Origin of the sequence: Paracoccus luteus (assembly GCF_004522155.1) — a bacterium.
In the GTDB taxonomy this organism is placed as follows: Bacteria; Pseudomonadota; Alphaproteobacteria; order Rhodobacterales; family Rhodobacteraceae; genus Paracoccus; species Paracoccus luteus.
Genome location: NZ_SDEA01000010.1, coordinates 1 through 15,142 on the forward strand (window position 1 = coordinate 1; position 15,142 = coordinate 15,142).

14 protein-coding genes and 1 tRNA gene are annotated in these 15,142 nt (G+C 70.7%); 8 read left to right on the forward strand and 7 right to left on the reverse strand.

All coding sequences use genetic code 11. The features are described 5' to 3' along the window. Positions 1–156: 156 nt before the first annotated feature. Positions 157–732, reverse strand: coding sequence for a DUF4202 domain-containing protein (locus EPA64_RS12125; RefSeq protein ID WP_134726621.1), 576 nt, complete (start codon positions 730–732; stop codon positions 157–159). Between the two features lie 164 nt (positions 733–896). On the opposite strand from EPA64_RS12125, the gene EPA64_RS12130 reads away from it, so the two are divergent. Further along, entirely contained in the window at positions 897–1,502 is a 606-nt protein-coding gene (locus EPA64_RS12130; protein ID WP_134726622.1) for a gamma-glutamyl kinase, read from the forward strand. Here the strand turns inward: EPA64_RS12130 and EPA64_RS12135 are convergent. Further along, positions 1,463–1,942, reverse strand: coding sequence for a type II toxin-antitoxin system RatA family toxin (locus EPA64_RS12135; RefSeq protein WP_134726623.1), 480 nt, complete (start codon positions 1,940–1,942; stop codon positions 1,463–1,465). The two genes, EPA64_RS12130 and EPA64_RS12135, sit on opposite strands and share 40 nt — an antisense overlap. Before the next feature lie 49 nt (positions 1,943–1,991). Between EPA64_RS12135 and EPA64_RS12140 the strand changes: the two genes are divergently transcribed. Further along, entirely contained in the window at positions 1,992–2,180 is a 189-nt protein-coding gene (locus EPA64_RS12140) for a hypothetical protein (RefSeq protein ID WP_134726624.1), read from the forward strand. Between the two features lie 22 nt (positions 2,181–2,202). Here the strand turns inward: EPA64_RS12140 and ypfJ are convergent, their stop codons facing one another. Next, complete coding sequence (ypfJ, locus tag EPA64_RS12145) at positions 2,203–3,048, reverse strand: KPN_02809 family neutral zinc metallopeptidase (RefSeq protein WP_134726625.1); 846 nt, start codon at positions 3,046–3,048, stop codon at positions 2,203–2,205. Positions 3,049–3,187: 139 nt separating this feature from the next. Between ypfJ and EPA64_RS12150 the strand changes: the two genes are divergently transcribed. From EPA64_RS12150 to gyrA, 3 genes are all read left to right on the forward strand, one after another. After that, positions 3,188–3,784, forward strand: a complete 597-nt coding sequence (locus tag EPA64_RS12150) for a DedA family protein (protein ID WP_134726626.1) — start codon at positions 3,188–3,190, stop codon at positions 3,782–3,784. 28 nt (positions 3,785–3,812) lie between these two features. After that, the gene (locus tag EPA64_RS12155; RefSeq protein WP_246026741.1) at positions 3,813–4,313 is read left to right on the forward strand and encodes a disulfide bond formation protein B; all 501 of its coding nucleotides are present in this window, start codon (positions 3,813–3,815) and stop codon (positions 4,311–4,313) included. A gap of 204 nt (positions 4,314–4,517) precedes the next feature. After that, the gene (gene gyrA, locus EPA64_RS12160) at positions 4,518–7,196 is read left to right on the forward strand and encodes a DNA gyrase subunit A (RefSeq protein WP_134726704.1); all 2,679 of its coding nucleotides are present in this window, start codon (positions 4,518–4,520) and stop codon (positions 7,194–7,196) included. Between the two features lie 696 nt (positions 7,197–7,892). Here gyrA and EPA64_RS12165 read toward each other — a convergent pair. From EPA64_RS12165 to EPA64_RS12175, 3 genes are all read right to left on the reverse strand, one after another. Then, positions 7,893–10,493 carry a DUF3772 domain-containing protein gene (locus EPA64_RS12165; protein WP_134726627.1) on the reverse strand — a complete coding sequence of 867 codons (2,601 nt, stop codon included), beginning with the start codon at positions 10,491–10,493 and terminating at the stop codon, positions 7,893–7,895. Positions 10,494–10,509: 16 nt separating this feature from the next. Beyond that, positions 10,510–11,565: a cysteine synthase A gene (locus EPA64_RS12170; RefSeq protein ID WP_134726628.1), complete on the reverse strand. Its 1,056-nt coding sequence runs from the start codon at positions 11,563–11,565 to the stop codon at positions 10,510–10,512. A 234-nt stretch (positions 11,566–11,799) separates the two neighbouring features. Further along, positions 11,800–12,783 (reverse strand): hypothetical protein, encoded by a 984-nt coding sequence (locus EPA64_RS12175; RefSeq protein WP_134726629.1) that lies wholly within the window; start codon positions 12,781–12,783, stop codon positions 11,800–11,802. Positions 12,784–12,877: 94 nt separating this feature from the next. On the opposite strand from EPA64_RS12175, the gene EPA64_RS12180 reads away from it, so the two are divergent. Both EPA64_RS12180 and EPA64_RS12185 read left to right on the forward strand, forming a co-directional pair. Then, positions 12,878–12,967: transfer RNA gene (locus tag EPA64_RS12180), tRNA-Ser, on the forward strand. A 615-nt stretch (positions 12,968–13,582) separates the two neighbouring features. Further along, positions 13,583–13,831 carry a DUF6522 family protein gene (locus tag EPA64_RS12185; protein ID WP_134726630.1) on the forward strand — a complete coding sequence of 83 codons (249 nt, stop codon included), beginning with the start codon at positions 13,583–13,585 and terminating at the stop codon, positions 13,829–13,831. A gap of 136 nt (positions 13,832–13,967) precedes the next feature. Here the strand turns inward: EPA64_RS12185 and EPA64_RS12190 are convergent, their stop codons facing one another. After that, positions 13,968–14,279, reverse strand: a complete 312-nt coding sequence (locus tag EPA64_RS12190; protein WP_134726705.1) for an ETC complex I subunit — start codon at positions 14,277–14,279, stop codon at positions 13,968–13,970. 119 nt (positions 14,280–14,398) lie between these two features. Between EPA64_RS12190 and EPA64_RS12195 the strand changes: the two genes are divergently transcribed. After that, on the forward strand, positions 14,399–15,031 hold the full coding sequence (locus tag EPA64_RS12195; RefSeq protein ID WP_134726631.1) for a superoxide dismutase family protein: 633 nt from the start codon (positions 14,399–14,401) through the stop codon (positions 15,029–15,031). Positions 15,032–15,142 lie beyond the last annotated feature (111 nt).

Below are 15,142 nucleotides of genomic sequence, written 5' to 3' on the forward strand. Positions count from 1 at the left end.
CCGGACCCGCGCCGATAAGGAAGACTTTGCCCGGCGCCTGTGTCATCGCCCGTGTTCCGTTTGGTCTGGCCCGCGGCCCTGGCCGCGGTGCTGGATGATTGATGCTGCGACGCGGCAGGGGCGCTGTCAACGCGGCCGCCCTGCCCGGTGCCGCGCCTAGCGCGCGTCCTCGGGCAGCTGGAACGCGGCGGCAAGTTCGGGCGGCATCGGGAACTCGGCCAGCGCGCGGGCGCGCGCCGCGGGGGACATCTTGCGGGCGGTGCGTTCGACGATGCGGACCAGCGCGCCCGGATCCTGCGTCGTGGCGAAATCGCCCAGATAGTGGCGGATGAAGGTGAAGCAGGCCACATCCTCAAGCGCTTGGACCTGCGGGTCGCGCTTGATCCCCTCCTTGCGCAGCATCCGGCCGGTGGCGGCCACCGCGTCGTCGCCATAGCCCGCCTCGCGCATCAGCCCGGTGACGCGGTCGGCGTGGCGGCGGCCCTGATCGCGCCGCCACGCCAGATAGCCCTCGCGCCCCTCGGGATAGGCGTCGCGGCGCAGCAGCCAGCGTTCGATGTGCTGGCCCCGGCAGGCGATGGCCAGCGCGTCATCGGCATCGGGAAACAGCCGCTGCTGTTCGGCGGTCATGCGCTGGCCGTAAAGCAGCTCGACCGGCTGGCCGTCCTCGGATCGGGGGTCGGCGGCGTTGGCCGTGTCGATGGCGGCAAAGACGGTGTCGCGGGGGGGCATCGGGCTCTCCGGGTTCGGGCAGCGCCGGCATGGCACGGCGCGGCGCGGCTTGTCCACCGGGGGCGCCGGATCGGGCGTGACATTCCGCGGCAGCGCCTTGCCATTCCGCCCGTCCGCCGGGATACCGGCGCTGCCCGAAAACGCCGCACCTGAAAAGGACTGCCATGCTTGCCTTTGTCGCCCCCCGGCTGGTGCTGCTGTCGATCCCCAAGACCGGGACGACCGCGCTGGAGGCGGCGCTGGCGCCGCGGGCCGAGATGGTTCTGCGGTCCCGCCCCGAGATCAAGCACCTGACGATGGGCCAATACAATTTGCGGATCGCGCCGCTGCTGGGCAAGATCCCCGGCCCCCGGTTCCGGGTGGCGGCCATCATGCGCGAGCCGCTGTCGTGGCTGGGCAGCTGGTATCGCTATCGCCTGCGCCCGCAGAACGCGGGCAAGCCGAACAGCACGGTCGGCATCAGCTTTGAAGGGTTCATCCAGGATTACCTGTCGGACCACCGGCCGCCCTATGCGGCGCTGGGGCGGCAGTCGGGGTTCCTGTCGCCCGCCGCGGGCGCGCAAGGCCCCGACATCCTGTTCCAGTACGAACAGATGGACGTCGCCCTGCGCTTTTTCGAGGACGCGCTGAAAACCCCGCTGAAGCTGAAGCGCGTCAATGTCTCGCCCACGGCCGACCTGACGCTGGAGCCGGGGACCGCCGCGCGCCTGCGCGAGGCGCTGGCCGAGGATTACGCCTTGTGGGAATCGGCCGCGCGGCCGGTTCCGTAAAGCGCGCGGGCGCGATCCTCGAACGCGCGCACGATGCGGTTCATCGCCTCGCCGAACACCACCCCGATCACCCGGCGCAGGATTGCGTTGCGGAACTCGAAATCGACAAAGAACCGCACGTCGCAGCCGCCGTCGGGACGGTCGGCGAACGTCCAGTCGCTGTGCAGGTGGCTGAACGGGCCGTCCAGATATTCGGTGTCGATCCGCATCCGGTCGGGCCACAGCGTCACGCGGCTGCCGAAGCGTTCGCGGAACACCTTGAAGCTGATGACCAGGTCCGCCTCGATCACCTCGGACCCGCTGTCGCCCGCGCGGCGCGACCGGATGCGGGCGGCGCTGTTCCACGGCAGGAAGTCGGGATACCGCTCGACGTCGGCCACAAGATCGTACATCTGCCGCGCCGTATAGGGCAGGCGGCGGGTTTCAACGTGGTTCGGCACAAGGCGGTCCTGTCGTTCGGTCCCCCGTATCTAGCAGAGGACGCAACCGATGAACAACATGGGCTGGCTGATCCGCGCCGCGCGCTGGGTGCGCAACCCGCCATCCGACGGGCGGGTCGCGCTGGTGCTGGGGCTGATCGCCTTCGCGCTGGTCATCCTGGCGCTGGAATGGCTGGGCTGGTGGCCCGAGGCGCTGACGCTGGACCACGGGCGCGGCGGCGGCGGGCTGAGGCCCTGAAGGCCCGCCCTGAAATCCTGCCCTAAAGCCCCGCCTCGGCGAAGGTGTTGCACTGCGCCATCTCGCCGGTCTGCATGCCGCGTGTCAGCCACGCGCTGCGGTCGGCGGCGGACCCGTGGGTAAAGCTGTCGGGCATCGGCGCGCGGCCCGCGCTGCGCATCAGCATGTCGTCGCCCACGGCACGGGCGGCGTTCACCGCCTCGTCGATGTCGGCCCGGCTGATCGAGCCATAGCGTTCGCTGGCGTGGCGCGCCCAGATGCCGGCGAAACAGTCGGCCTGCAGTTCGGTCAGCACCGACAGGCGGTTCGAGTCGGTCTGCGACGCCTGCGCGCGCATCCCGTTGACCTGGCGCAGGATGCCGATCTGGTTCTGGACGTGGTGCCCGATCTCGTGCGCGACGACATAGGCGGCGGCGAAATCCCCGCCCGCGCCCATCTTCTGTTCCATCACGTCAAAGAACTGGGTGTCCAGGTAAAGCCGCTGGTCGCCCGGGCAATAGAACGGCCCCATCGCGGCCGAGGCGCCGCCGCAGGCCGACTGCACCGATCCCGAGAACAGGACCAGCGTCGGGTCGCGATAGGTCATGTCGGCCTGGGTGCGCAGCACGTCGGCCCACACCTCCTCGGTGTCGGCAAGGACGACGGACAGGAACTGGCCGGTCTCGCGTTCCTCGGCCGTCAGCTCGCGTTCCACGCCGGGCTGCGACTGCGACACGCCATTGACGATGGGCGAGATGTCCACCCCGAAGAAGTAGCCGACCGCCAGAACGACCAGCATGCCCGCCACGCCAAGGCCGCCCGCCCCGGACGCGCCCATGCCGCGGCGATCATCGATGTTGCTGCTGCCGCGACGGCCCCGCCATTCCATGCCGAACAAATCCTTTCGCAAGGGGCGCGCGCCCGTCCAGATGTCGTGCGCCAAACGGTTGCGCGGGGTTGACGGTTCCCGCAGGGCGGGGTTTCAGGGGCAGGTGCGCGGGCGAGCGGGCGCGCGAAAGGCGGGACGGATGTTCGACTGGGTGCTGACGGTGATCGAGGGCTGGGGCTATCCCGGCATCTTCCTGTTGATGCTGGCCGAAAACGTGTTCCCCCCGATCCCGTCCGAGGTGATCATGCCGCTGGCCGGCTATCTGTGCGGGACGGGCGCGCTGTCGCTGGTGCCGGCGGTGCTGGCGGGCACGGCGGGGTCGGTCGCGGGCACCAGCCTGTGGTTCCTGCTGGGGCGCCGCATCGGCGCCGCCGCGCTCAAGCGTTGGGCGGCGCGGCACGGGCGGCTGATGACCGTCTCGCCCGGCGACATCGACGCGGCGCAGGGCTGGTTCGCGCGCCACGGCGGCATGGCCGTCCTGCTGGGGCGGATGATCCCGACGATCCGCACGCTGATTTCGGTCCCCGCCGGGATCGCGATGATGCCCTGGGGGCGGTTCCTGCTGCTGACCACGCTGGGCAGCCTTGCGTGGACCGGCCTGCTGACCGGGGCGGGGTATCTGCTGGAAAGCCAGTATGAGCGCGTGGGCGCCGCGATCGACCCGCTGTCCAAGCTGGTGGTGGCCGCGGTGATCGGCGTCTATCTGTATCGCGTGGCGACGTGGCGGCCGCACTGACGGCGCTGACAGGAAGAAGAAGTTAGGGATGATCCGACCGATGATCGATGGCGTGACAGGCGACGGCAGGATGGCGGCCGGACTGGCGGGGGCGGCCTCGGCGCTGTTGCTGGTCGCGGCCCTTGGCTTTCAGGCCGCGGGCTATGCCCCGTGCGAACTGTGCATCCTGCAACGCTGGCCGCATGTCGCGGCGGCGCTGATCGGGGCCGCGGTCTGGTTTCTGGGCTGGCGGCGCTGGCTGGCGCTGCTGGGGCTGGCGGCGGCGGCGGTGGCCACGGGACTTGCCCTGTATCACACCGGGGTCGAACTGGGCTGGTGGGCCGGTCCCGCCCATTGCTCGGGCGGGGTGGGCGATCTGGCGCGGATGTCGCCCGCCGACCTGATGGCAAAGCTGCAGGGCGCGCCGGTGATCCGCTGCGACCAGCCGGTGTGGGTGTTCCTGGGGCTGTCGATGGCGGCGTGGAACGGGCTGATCTCGGCCGGGCTGACGGTGCTTTGGGGCGTGGCGGCGGCGCGGCCGGGGCGCTGACGGAAGGCTGACGGGACGCTGACGGGGCGGCGCGCGGCAAACCCCGCGATTGAACCCAAGGGCGGCGGGTGATAGACCTGCGGGCAACAAGATATTGAGGCACGCCCCTTGGCCGACACCCCCCAGGACGACACCAGCGACGACCCGATCCCGGGCGCGAACCCCGACGATTCCGGCGACGCCGCAGGCGCGGCCAGCCACGTCATGCACCACGACGGCCCCACCATCGGCATCGCCGAGGAAATGCGGTCGTCCTATCTCGACTATGCGATGTCGGTCATCGTCAGCCGGGCGATCCCCGACCTGCGCGACGGGCTGAAGCCGGTCCACCGCCGCATCCTGTTCGCGATGGACGAGACGAACAACACCTTTGACAAGCCCTATCGCAAATCGGCCCGCCCGGTCGGCGACGTCATGGGCAAATACCACCCGCACGGCGACAGCGCGATCTATGACGCGCTGGTGCGGATGGCGCAGAGCTTTTCGATGTCGCTGCCGCTGCTGGACGGGCAGGGCAATTTCGGGTCGATGGACGGCGACAGCGCCGCGGCCATGCGCTATACCGAGGTGCGGATGGCCAAGGCGGCCAACTGGCTGCTGATGGACATCGACAAGGACACGGTCGATTTCCAGGACAACTATGACGGCAAGGACCGCGAACCGACCGTCCTGCCGGCGCGGTTCCCCAACATGCTGGTCAACGGCGCGGGCGGCATCGCCGTCGGCATGGCGACCAACATCCCGCCCCACAACCTGGGCGAGGTCGTGGACGCGACGCTGGAACTGATCGCCAACCCCGACACGCCCACCGAACGGCTGATGGAGATCATCCCCGGCCCGGATTTCCCCACTGGCGGGCTGATCCTTGGCCGCTCGGGCGTGCGCAAGGCCTATCTGGAAGGGCGCGGATCGGTCATCGTGCGGGCGCGCACGCGGGTCGAGGCGGTGCGCTCCGGCCGGCAGGCCATCGTCCTGGACGACGTGCCCTATCAGGTGAACAAGGCCACGCTGATCGAACGGATCGCGGAACTGGCCAAGGACAAGCGGATCGAGGGCATCGCCCACGTCCAGGACGAATCCGACCGCAACGGCGTCCGCGTCGTCATCGAACTGAAACGCGACGCCACGGCCGAGGTCGTGCTGAACCAGCTGTTCCGCTTTACGCCCATGCAGACCAGCTTCGGCGCCAACATGCTGGCGCTGAACGGCGGCCGGCCCGAACAGTTGACGCTGCGCGATTTCCTGACCCACTTCATCACCTTCCGCGAAGAGGTGGTGGCCCGCCGCACCGCCTTTGAATTGCGCAAAGCGCGCGAGCGCAGCCACATCCTGTGCGGGCTGGCCGTGGCCGTGACCAACGTGGACGAGGTCGTCGCCACCATCCGCGCCAGCGCCGACGCGGCCGAGGCGCGCGACCGGCTGATGGAACGGCGCTGGCCCGCCGGCGCGATCCTGGAATACCTGCGGCTGATCGACGACCCGCTGCATCCGGTGAACGAGGACGGCACCTATAACCTGTCCGAGACCCAGGCCCGCGCCATCCTTGAACTGCGGCTGCAGCGCCTGACCCAGCTGGGCGTGCAAGAGGTCACGGACGAGTTGCGCGCGCTGGCCGACGCGATCCGCGACTATCTGGAAATCCTCGCCTCGCGCGACCGGGTGATGGGCATCATCGCCGACGAGCTGACCGAGGTGAAGACCCTGTTCGCCGTCCCCCGCCGGACCGAGATCGTCGACTGGGCCGGCGACATGGACGACGAGGATCTGATCGAGCGCGAGGACATGGTCGTCACCATCACCTCGGGCGGGTATATCAAGCGCACGCCGCTGATCGAGTTCCGCAGCCAGAAACGCGGCGGCAAGGGCCTGTCGGGCATGGCCACCAAGGAAGACGACGTCGTCACGACGCTGTTCGTCGCCAACACCCACACCGAGCTGCTGTTCTTCACCACCGACGGCATGGTCTATCGGCTGAAGACCTGGCGGCTGCCGATGGGCGGGCGCACGTCCAAGGGCAAGGCGCTGGTCAACATCCTGCCGATCGACGCCGGCACCTCGATCGCGGCCCTGATGCCGGTGGACGTGCCGGAAAGCGACTGGGACAATCTGCAGGTGGTGTTCGCCACCTCGGACGGGGACGTGCGGCGCAACGCGCTGTCGGATTTCACCAACGTCATGCGCAACGGCAAGATCGCCATGAAGCTGCCCGAGGGCGTCAGCCTGGTGAACGCGCGCATCGCCGACGAGGATGACGACGTCATGCTGATCACCGCGATGGGGCGCGCGATCCGCTTTCAGACGACCGACGTCCGCATCTTCAAGGGCCGCGATTCGACCGGCGTTCGGGGCATCCGGCTGGCCGACGGCGACCGGGTCGTCAGCATGTCGATCATCCGCCACTTCGAGGCCTCGCCCGAGGAACGCGCGACCTATATCCGCATGCGCCGCGCCGTCGAAGGCGCGCTGGACGACGGGGCCGAACCCGACGACGACGAGACCGTGGCCGAAGGTCCGCTGCCGCAGGAACGCTATGCCGAGATGTCCGCGCACGAGGATCTGATCCTGACGATCACCGCGCGGGGGTCGGGCAAGATCAGCTCGTCCCACGACTATCCGGTGCGCGGGCGCGGCGGCCAGGGCGTGATGGCGATGGACAAGGCGATGCGCGGGGGGCAACTGGTCGCATCCTTCCCGGTGATGCTGGACGACCAGATCATGCTGGCGACCTCGACCGGGCAGTCGATCCGCGTGCCGGTGCATGGCATCAGCTTCCGGTCGCGTTCGGCGGGCGGCGTGCGGGTGTTCAACACCGCCGAGGGCGAAGAGGTCGTGTCAGTCGCGCGCGTGGCCGAGACGGCCGAGGACGACGGCGGCGAGGGCTGAGGCCCGGACCGAGACGGCGCGGGCGGGGAACGCCCCGCCTGCCGCCTGCGCGCCGGATCGCCGATGAGACGCCGCCCGCCCGTGGCCTGCGCGCCGGATCGCCGGATCGCCGGATCGCCGATCAGATGCCGCACCGTCGAGGGGACTGCACGCCGGATCGTCGATGAGACGTCGCACCGCTCTGCGGTCCTCCAGGCCGCGTTGTCGATGCGACGACCCAGCCGGTAAGCCCGGCATCGTTGCAGTGTTGCGTCGCTGTGCGGCAGCGTTGCGGCCTCGCGTCGGCGGGGGTCACGGCGGAACACCGGCCGCCCTCCGCCCGGTCAGCGGGTCTCGCCGTCCCCGTCCATGTCCCCGTCGCCCTCGCCGCTGCTGTCCCGACTGCCAGCGGCCGCCCCGTTCAGGGTCAGCGAATCTCGCCGTCGCCATCGCCGTCCCCGCCGTCGCCGCTATCCTGACTGCCAGCGACCGCCCCGGTCCGGGGTCAGCGGGCCTCGCCGTCGCTGTCCCCCTCGCCCTCGTCGCTGCTGTCCTGACTGCCAGCAGCCGCCCCGTTCAGGGTCAACGGGTCTCGCCGTCGCCGTCCCCGCCGCTATCCTCGGCGGCGGTCGGCCGCCCGGTCAGGGTCAGCGGGTCTCGCCATCCCAGTTCCCCTCGTCGCTGCTGTCCTGACTGCCGGCAGCCGCCCGGTCGGGGTCAACGGGTCTCGCCGTCGCCGTCGCCGTCGTCGCCGCTGTCCTGACTGCCGGCGGCATCCTCCAGCCCGCTTGATGCGGCGCGGGTGATGCGCGGGTCTTCGGCCTCGGCCGGAATGGCGGGGCGGTTCGGGGGCCGCGGCCCACCCGTGCCCGTGCCGCCATCCGTGCCCCCTGCCCCGTCTTGTGCCGTCCCCGGCGTGCCCGCCGCGCCCGTGCCTGCCGCGCCCGCTGCGGCCGGCACCAGCGCCATCTGGCCGGCGTTCATGATGCGCACGTCGCGGGTGGCAAACGGGATCTGGATGCCCTCGGCGGCAAAGCGTTCGATGATCTGGTGGCGCATCTCGGTCTGCACGCCGATGCCGCCGTTGATGTCCGACAGGATCGCCCTGATCTCGAAATCCATGCTGTCGGGGCTGAAGCCGACAAAGGCCACGGTCGGGGCCGGGTTGATCAGCACCGTGGGCTGATCCTCGGCGATGTCGCGCAGGATTTCGGCCACGCGGCGGGTGTCGGTGCCGTAAGCCACGCCGACCTTGACGATCACCCGCCCCTGCGTGCTGCCGCGCGTCCAGTTGGTGACGTGCTGCGAGATCAGGTCCGAGTTCGGGACGATCACCTGGGTCCGGTCGAAGGTCTGGATCTGCGTCGAGCGCACCGAGATGCGCTTGACATAGCCCTGCGCCTGCCCGACCTGGATCCAGTCGCCGACCGACACCGGGCGTTCGACCAGCAGGATGATCCCGCTGACAAAGTTCGACACGATGTTCTGCAGGCCGAAACCGATGCCGACCGACAGCGCGCCCGCGACGATGGCCAGCGACGACAGGTCGATCCCGGCCGAGGTGATCGCCAGCAGCGCGGCCAGGAAGATGCCGACATAGCCCAGCCCCGACACGGCGGCATTCTGCGCCCCCGCGTCCAGACGGGTGCGCGGCAGGATCGAGTTGCGGACAGCGCCCTGCACGACGCGGGTCAGGTAATACCCGAACCCGAACACGACGACAAAGGTCAGGATCGCGCCCGGCGACAGCCGCACCCCGCCCAGCTGCACGCCCTGGCGCAGCGCCGTCCACCAGTCGGCCAGCTCGGACGGGCGGGCGCCCCAGATCAGCGCGAACACCGGGATCGAGGCCAGCACCAGCGCGAAGCCGATCAGCACCGGGGCCAGCGCGTCGCGCGATCCGGCGGTGTCGCGCTTGGCCATCGCATAAAGATCGGCGATGAACTCCTGCAGCAGGATCACCAGCGCGACCAGCGCCACCGACAGCGCCACCGGCCACAGCAGCGCGTTGGCGAGGTTCACATAGCCCGCCAGCGCCAGCAGCGGCGCGATGGCCGCGACCACGCGCGCAATGGTGCCCACGGTCGCGACGACGCGCGGCCGATAGGTCTTGGCGTCGCGCCCGGTCTGCCCGGCGACCCGCGTGGCCCCGCGCAGGACGACGCCCAGCCGGAACAGCGCCAGCGCCCCCAGCAGGATGATCGGCAGGTGCCAGACCCCGGCGGCGGCGTCGCTGACCCGCAGCGGAATGGTGGCGCCCGCCTGCGGCTCGCTGACATAGCGCCCGCCCAGCGGCAGGATGGCGCGGCCCGCGACATGGTGGATCGCCGTGGCGACCGCCAGCAGCGTCGCGTAGAACCGGCCCTGCTCAAGCTGCGGGCGGGCAAAGCAGATCGGCGGGTCGGTCCGCAGCGGGAAAAAGCACCACGACAGCCAGCGCCCGGCAAACCCGATCAGCGCCGCCACCGGCAGCGCGGCCAGGATCGGGCGGCCCCATTCGCCCACCAGCCCGGTGGCGTCGACCGCAAGCACCGCCAGATAGACGCCGGTCACGGGAATGACGATCTGGCCCAGCGACACGACAAAGGTCAGCGCGTCGCGGGAATGATCGCTGAGCCGGTCGGCCAGCCGTCGCGGCAGCGCGTCGATCCACGGCCGCGCAAAGATCAGCAGCGCCAGCGCCAGCACCAGATAGGCCGCGCTGCGGATCAACCGTTCGCGCGGGGGCTGCCCGTCCACGGCGTCAAGCCGGCCGCGGAAATCGCCAACCAGCCCGCGGGCCACGGCCATTCCGTCGGTCGCCGCGGCCGCCCAGCTGCCGGGCAGCAGCGGCGAGGGCGTGATCTGCGTCAGCGCCGACGCCTGCCGCGTGCGTTGCACCTCGTCGATGGCGGCGACCAGGCTGGCGGCGCGGCTGAAGCCCTCGACCGCGCGCAGCGACGGCGCCTGCAGTTCGGCAAGCTGCGTGTTCAGGGCGCTGCGGCGGGCGGCGACCTCGTCGCTTTCGGTGGCGCCTTCGGCGGGGGCCGGACCCAGGGCGGCGATCTGGTCCTTGACGGTGGCGATGCGCGGCGCGTTGATCCCCTGCGCCTCGGCCAGCCGGTTGCGCCAGTCCACCGCCTGCGCGCGCAGCTGCAGCAGCTGCCCGTCGCCGATGCGGCCGGTGTCCACCGACGTCTCGGCCCGGTCGGCGAACCTGCCCCATGCGGCGTAGTCCGGCTCGGCCGGGGCCTGCGCCAGCGCCATGCCGCAGGCCAGCGCCAGCCACAGCGCCGCCAGCAGCGCCACGATGACGCCGCTGGCGCGGCGCCCCTGCATCGCGGACGCCACGCCCTCAGCCCTCGGTCACGTCGGGCAGGTCGGCCGGCGCCCGTTCCAGCCAGTGCGGCACCGGCAGGCCCTTGGCGCGCAGGAAATCGGGGTTCCACAGCTTGGTCTGATAGCGGGTGCCGAAGTCGCACAGGACGGTCACGATGGTGTGGCCCGGTCCCATGTCCCGCGCCATGCGGATCGCGCCCGCGACGTTGACGCCGGACGACCCGCCGAGGCACAGCCCTTCGTATTCCAGCAGGTCGAACAGCACCGGCAGCGCCTCGGCATCCGGGATGCGGCAGCTGAAATCGGGCGTCACGTCGTCCAGGTTGGCGGTGATCCGCCCCTGCCCGATCCCCTCGGTGATCGAGTTGCCGGGCGCGTCCAGCTCGCCCGTGGTATAGAAGCTGTGCAGCGCCGAACCCTCGGGGTCGGCCAGGCCGATCCTGACGCCTTTCGACTGCAGCGCGTCGGCCACGCCCGCCAGCGTCCCGCCCGACCCGACCGAGCAGATGAACCCGTCCACCCGCCCCCCGGTCTGGTCCCAGATCTCGGGGCCCGTGGTTTCGGCATGGGCGCGGCGGTTGGCGGTGTTGTCGAACTGGTCGGCCCAGATGGCCCCTTCCGGCAGGGTGTCGGCAAGGGCGCGGGCAAGGCGGTCGGAATAGCGGACATAGTTGTTGGGGTTGCGATAGGGCGCGGCCGGCACCTCGACCAGTTCGGCCCCGGCAAGCCGCAGCATGTCCTTTTTTTCCTGGCTCTGCGTCTCGGGGATGACGATGACCGACCGGAAGCCCATCGAAGCCCCGACCAGCGCCAGCCCGATGCCGGTGTTCCCGGCCGTCCCCTCGACGATGGTGCCGCCGGGGCGCAGGGCGCCGCGCGCGACCGCGTCGCGGATTATATACAGCGCCGCGCGATCCTTGACGGACTGGCCGGGGTTCATGAACTCGGCCTTGCCCCAGATCTCGCAGCCGGTCGCCTGGGATGCGCGGTTCAGCCGGATCAGCGGCGTGTTGCCGATGGCGGCGGCCAGATCGGGCGCCACGTCGCGGCGCGAAGGCAGGGCGGTGTTCATCGCAAGACCTTTCCTTGTCCCCTCCGCTTTAACCAGCCGCGGGCGGACCCGACAAGCCGTCGCCGTTCACGAGACGGCGGGGCCGCGCGCCGCGCATCGGCCCGCCGGTCCAGCCACGGCGCCAGGATCCGCAACGGGCCGTTCACGATGCGCCCATGCGCGTCAGCTCGTCCCCCGCCAGTGGACCGGCCAGGGTCGGCGGGCCGGACGCCGCCGGTCTTTCGGCCCGGACTGTCACGGCTGGTCCTGTCGCGCCCCGCGGGCCGACGCCCGCCCCAGCGACCGCGCGACATCGGTCAGCGCGACCAGCGCCGCACGATCGGCCAGCGCCGAAAGCTCGCGCCCGCCGGGCGAGGCCGCGATGGCGATCAGCACCTCGACCTCGGCATCCGTCAGCCCGGCGCAGGACAGATACAGCAGCGCCTCGGCCCAGCCGGCCAGCTGGGCGCGCAGTTGCGCCTCCTGCGCGGCCACTTCGGCGGCGATGTCGTCGTCGGAAAGCGGGACGGCCAGGCCGCCTGCGTCGCGCAGCCCGCGCAGCATCGCCATGCCCATGTTCAGCGACAGCGCCACCGCCGGATCGACCAGATCGGCCGCCGCGATCAGCCGGGTGACCTGCGCCGCGCGCGGGTCGGCCCGCGCCATCGCCTCGGCAAAGGCTGCGCTGGCGGCGGCTTCGACCCCCGGATCGACCAGCGCCACGCGGGCCGACAGCTGCAGCGACAGCGCCCGCCGGCCCAGGTCGCCGGTCCAGAACGCCACCGCCTCGGCCAGGGGCGCGGGCGGGCGGGCGCCCATGTCGGCGATGGCCTGGTCGAGCCCCGCCCGCAGCCCCCGCGCAAGGCGGTCCGGGGTCGCGATGCGGCGGACGGCCTGCGCCCATTGCGCGTCGCCCGTGCCGTCGGCTGCTGACGACAGGGGATCGGCCAGGCCGGTCATCTCGGCCGCGATGACAAGGGCCAGCCGGTCAAGGTCCAGCGCCGCCGCGACACGGTCCGCCATCGGCGCAAGGGCCTGCTGCGAGGCAGGGGGCGACGCGAGCGGTTGCCCCGACGCCGCCCCGCCCAGCCCTGCCCCGCCAAGACCTGCGCCGCCCAGCCCCGCCGCGAAAGCCGCCGCCCACAGCGCCGCCCGGCGCCCGTGCCCGGCCGGGCCGCGGTTCCCCGCGACGTCGTTGCGCAACCCCGCCAGCCGCCGCCGTCTCGTGTCACCGGGCATCCGGTCCCCCATCCGATCGCGTGTATTTTCCAAGAATGACCCTTGCGCTTCAACCCCCGCCCGGCTAAACGCCGCCCACCACACCAGAAAGCGCGGAGAGGTGCCGGAGTGGTCGAACGGGGCGGTCTCGAAAACCGTTGAGCCTTTGCGGGTTCCGTGGGTTCGAATCCCACCCTCTCCGCCATTTTTTTCCATACGTCCAGCAGGATTTGAGTGCGGCGGACTGCTCTGTGGGTAAATGTGCATGCCATGGAGCAGGCTGGCGCGGCCGCGGTTGGTTCCAGGCGCCGGCGCCGCCGTTTCAGGCCGCTCGGGGAGGCCGGGAAGGTCGCAAAGGCGCTGCCCGTGCAGTGACGGGTGTCCTGCCGGACGCCTCCGTCCGGCACCTGGACGGCGATCAGTCGGGGCACGGTCTCTTGCAGGCTCATGAACTCATGATCAGGACCGGCCCCTGTCGGGGACACAAGGCCGGTCTGCGGATCGACGAGTGCAGATTCGATCATGCGCTCACTTCTTGACGTGCATGACGGTCACCGGATGGCGTGCCAGTGACGCCAGAGATGCATCGGTGATGGCGGTCGGCGCATCGATGGCTTCGCAAGGCGACCACAGACCTGACGCCCGCCTGGGGCCATCACCGCCGCAGACCGAAACACCGCGATTGTGATCCATATGACCGGGCCTTCAGCCAGTTTCGCGGTTATGATGACGCGGAACGGCATCTCTGCAGCACGTCGTCACGCATGCACCACCCAGACGAGCCCGGGCACCACACGACTCACCACAAGAGGACAGCGGAATGAGCGACATCACCTTTGACGGGGACCGCGTGGTGGTCGATGCGGCGGTCATCGCCCAAGGCTTCCGCGTCGATGCGGCAGACGTCCCCGAGTTGATGCGGACCGGCCGGATGACAAGCCGCAGCGAGCTGGGACAGGACGCCGACGCGGGCCGGCGGCGGGTGACGTTTTTCCATCAGGGCCGTGCGCTGCGGCTGACGATCGACGAATCCGGCACCATCATCCGGCGTTCGATCTTCGACGTCTGATGCGGCGTCAGGCCACGTCGTCTGACGTCCTGGCCCGCTGTGCCAGGCGCCAGGTGACGCGGGCAGGCGTGACAGCGGCGGATGTCAGCCTGATTTCAGCCGCGGCCGGCAGCAGCCATGCCCCGAACAACGACCGTCAATGCGTCCACGGCGTCCGGCGGTCGGTGGCGAAGTTTTCGCCATAGCCGCGGGGGCGGACGTTCGCGGCGCGCCGGTTCGGTTCGACCACGACATACTCCAGCCCCTCGGCCCGGGCATAGGCCTCGGCCTCGGCGCGGGTCGCAAAGCTCAGCCGGACCTGCGCCTGGGTGTCATCGCTGCTGGTCCAGCCCATCAGCGGATCGATGGCGCGCGGGTCGGCCGCAGGAAACTCCAGCAGCCAGTATTTCGTCCGGGCGGTCCCCGACTGCATGGCGTTGCGGGCAGGCTGATAGATGCGGACGCGCATGAAGATGACCCCGATGGTGGTGCCCATCTTTTGGCGCAACCGTGCGGGGCGTTCAAGCCCGGCGGGAACGCATCCCGCGACCGCGCGTTGGCAGGCATACCCAGAAGGGAGATCCGACGATGAACCGTCCGACCGCCGCCGCCGTTGCGGCCCGACTCGATGACTTGCGGCTGCCGGCCGCGCTGATGCTGGGGGCGGTGCTGGCGCTGGCGCCGATGGCTGCGCCGGGTCAGACGACCCCCGCCCCCGCCGACGCGGCCGCCCCCGCCGACGCAACTGCGGCCCCTGCGGCGGACGGCGCCGCCATGCGGTCCACGGTCGCCGCACTCAAGGGGGCCGACGGCGCCGACCACGGCCAGGTCACCGTGTCCGAGACGGCGTCGGGCGCGATCCAGGTCACGCTGGCGCTGATCGGCCTGCCCGAGGGCGAGCGCGCCGTTCATATCCACGAGACCGGCAAGTGCGAGGCCCCGGCCTTTGAATCCGCCGGCGGCCACCTTGCCGGCGACAAGCAGCACGGCGCCCATGCCGCGGGCGGGATGCATTCCGGCGACCTGCCCAACATCGCCGCCGCCGCGGACGGGGCGGTGAACGCCGATTTCTTCTCCATGAACGTGACGATGGACCAGGTCATGGACGATGACGGATCCGCCTTTGTCATCCATTCGGGCAAGGACGATTACGCCAGCCAGCCGTCGGGCAACGCCGGCGACCGCGTCGCCTGCGGCGTGTTCGAGGCCGCGGCGAACTGAGCCTGCCGGCGCGGATGCAACAAGGGGCCGCCGTTCGGGGCGGCCCTTTCGCTTGAACCGCCGCCGTTCCGAGGCCACCTATGGCAAGCCGCATGGTCCGGCAGAGGTTCT

Coding starts and splice junctions, on each gene's coding strand:
- EPA64_RS12125 (WP_134726621.1), bottom strand. CDS start 732: ATGCCCCCCCGCGACACCGTCTTTGCCGCCATCGACACGGCCAACGCC.
- EPA64_RS12130 (WP_134726622.1), top strand. CDS start 897: ATGCTTGCCTTTGTCGCCCCCCGGCTGGTGCTGCTGTCGATCCCCAAG.
- EPA64_RS12140 (WP_134726624.1), top strand. CDS start 1,992: ATGAACAACATGGGCTGGCTGATCCGCGCCGCGCGCTGGGTGCGCAAC.
- ypfJ (WP_134726625.1), bottom strand. CDS start 3,048: ATGGAATGGCGGGGCCGTCGCGGCAGCAGCAACATCGATGATCGCCGC.
- EPA64_RS12150 (WP_134726626.1), top strand. CDS start 3,188: ATGTTCGACTGGGTGCTGACGGTGATCGAGGGCTGGGGCTATCCCGGC.
- EPA64_RS12155 (WP_246026741.1), top strand. CDS start 3,813: ATGATCCGACCGATGATCGATGGCGTGACAGGCGACGGCAGGATGGCG.
- gyrA (WP_134726704.1), top strand. CDS start 4,518: ATGCACCACGACGGCCCCACCATCGGCATCGCCGAGGAAATGCGGTCG.
- EPA64_RS12165 (WP_134726627.1), bottom strand. CDS start 10,493: ATGCAGGGGCGCCGCGCCAGCGGCGTCATCGTGGCGCTGCTGGCGGCG.
- EPA64_RS12170 (WP_134726628.1), bottom strand. CDS start 11,565: ATGAACACCGCCCTGCCTTCGCGCCGCGACGTGGCGCCCGATCTGGCC.
- EPA64_RS12175 (WP_134726629.1), bottom strand. CDS start 12,783: ATGCCCGGTGACACGAGACGGCGGCGGCTGGCGGGGTTGCGCAACGAC.
- EPA64_RS12185 (WP_134726630.1), top strand. CDS start 13,583: ATGAGCGACATCACCTTTGACGGGGACCGCGTGGTGGTCGATGCGGCG.
- EPA64_RS12190 (WP_134726705.1), bottom strand. CDS start 14,279: ATGCGCGTCCGCATCTATCAGCCTGCCCGCAACGCCATGCAGTCGGGG.
- EPA64_RS12195 (WP_134726631.1), top strand. CDS start 14,399: ATGAACCGTCCGACCGCCGCCGCCGTTGCGGCCCGACTCGATGACTTG.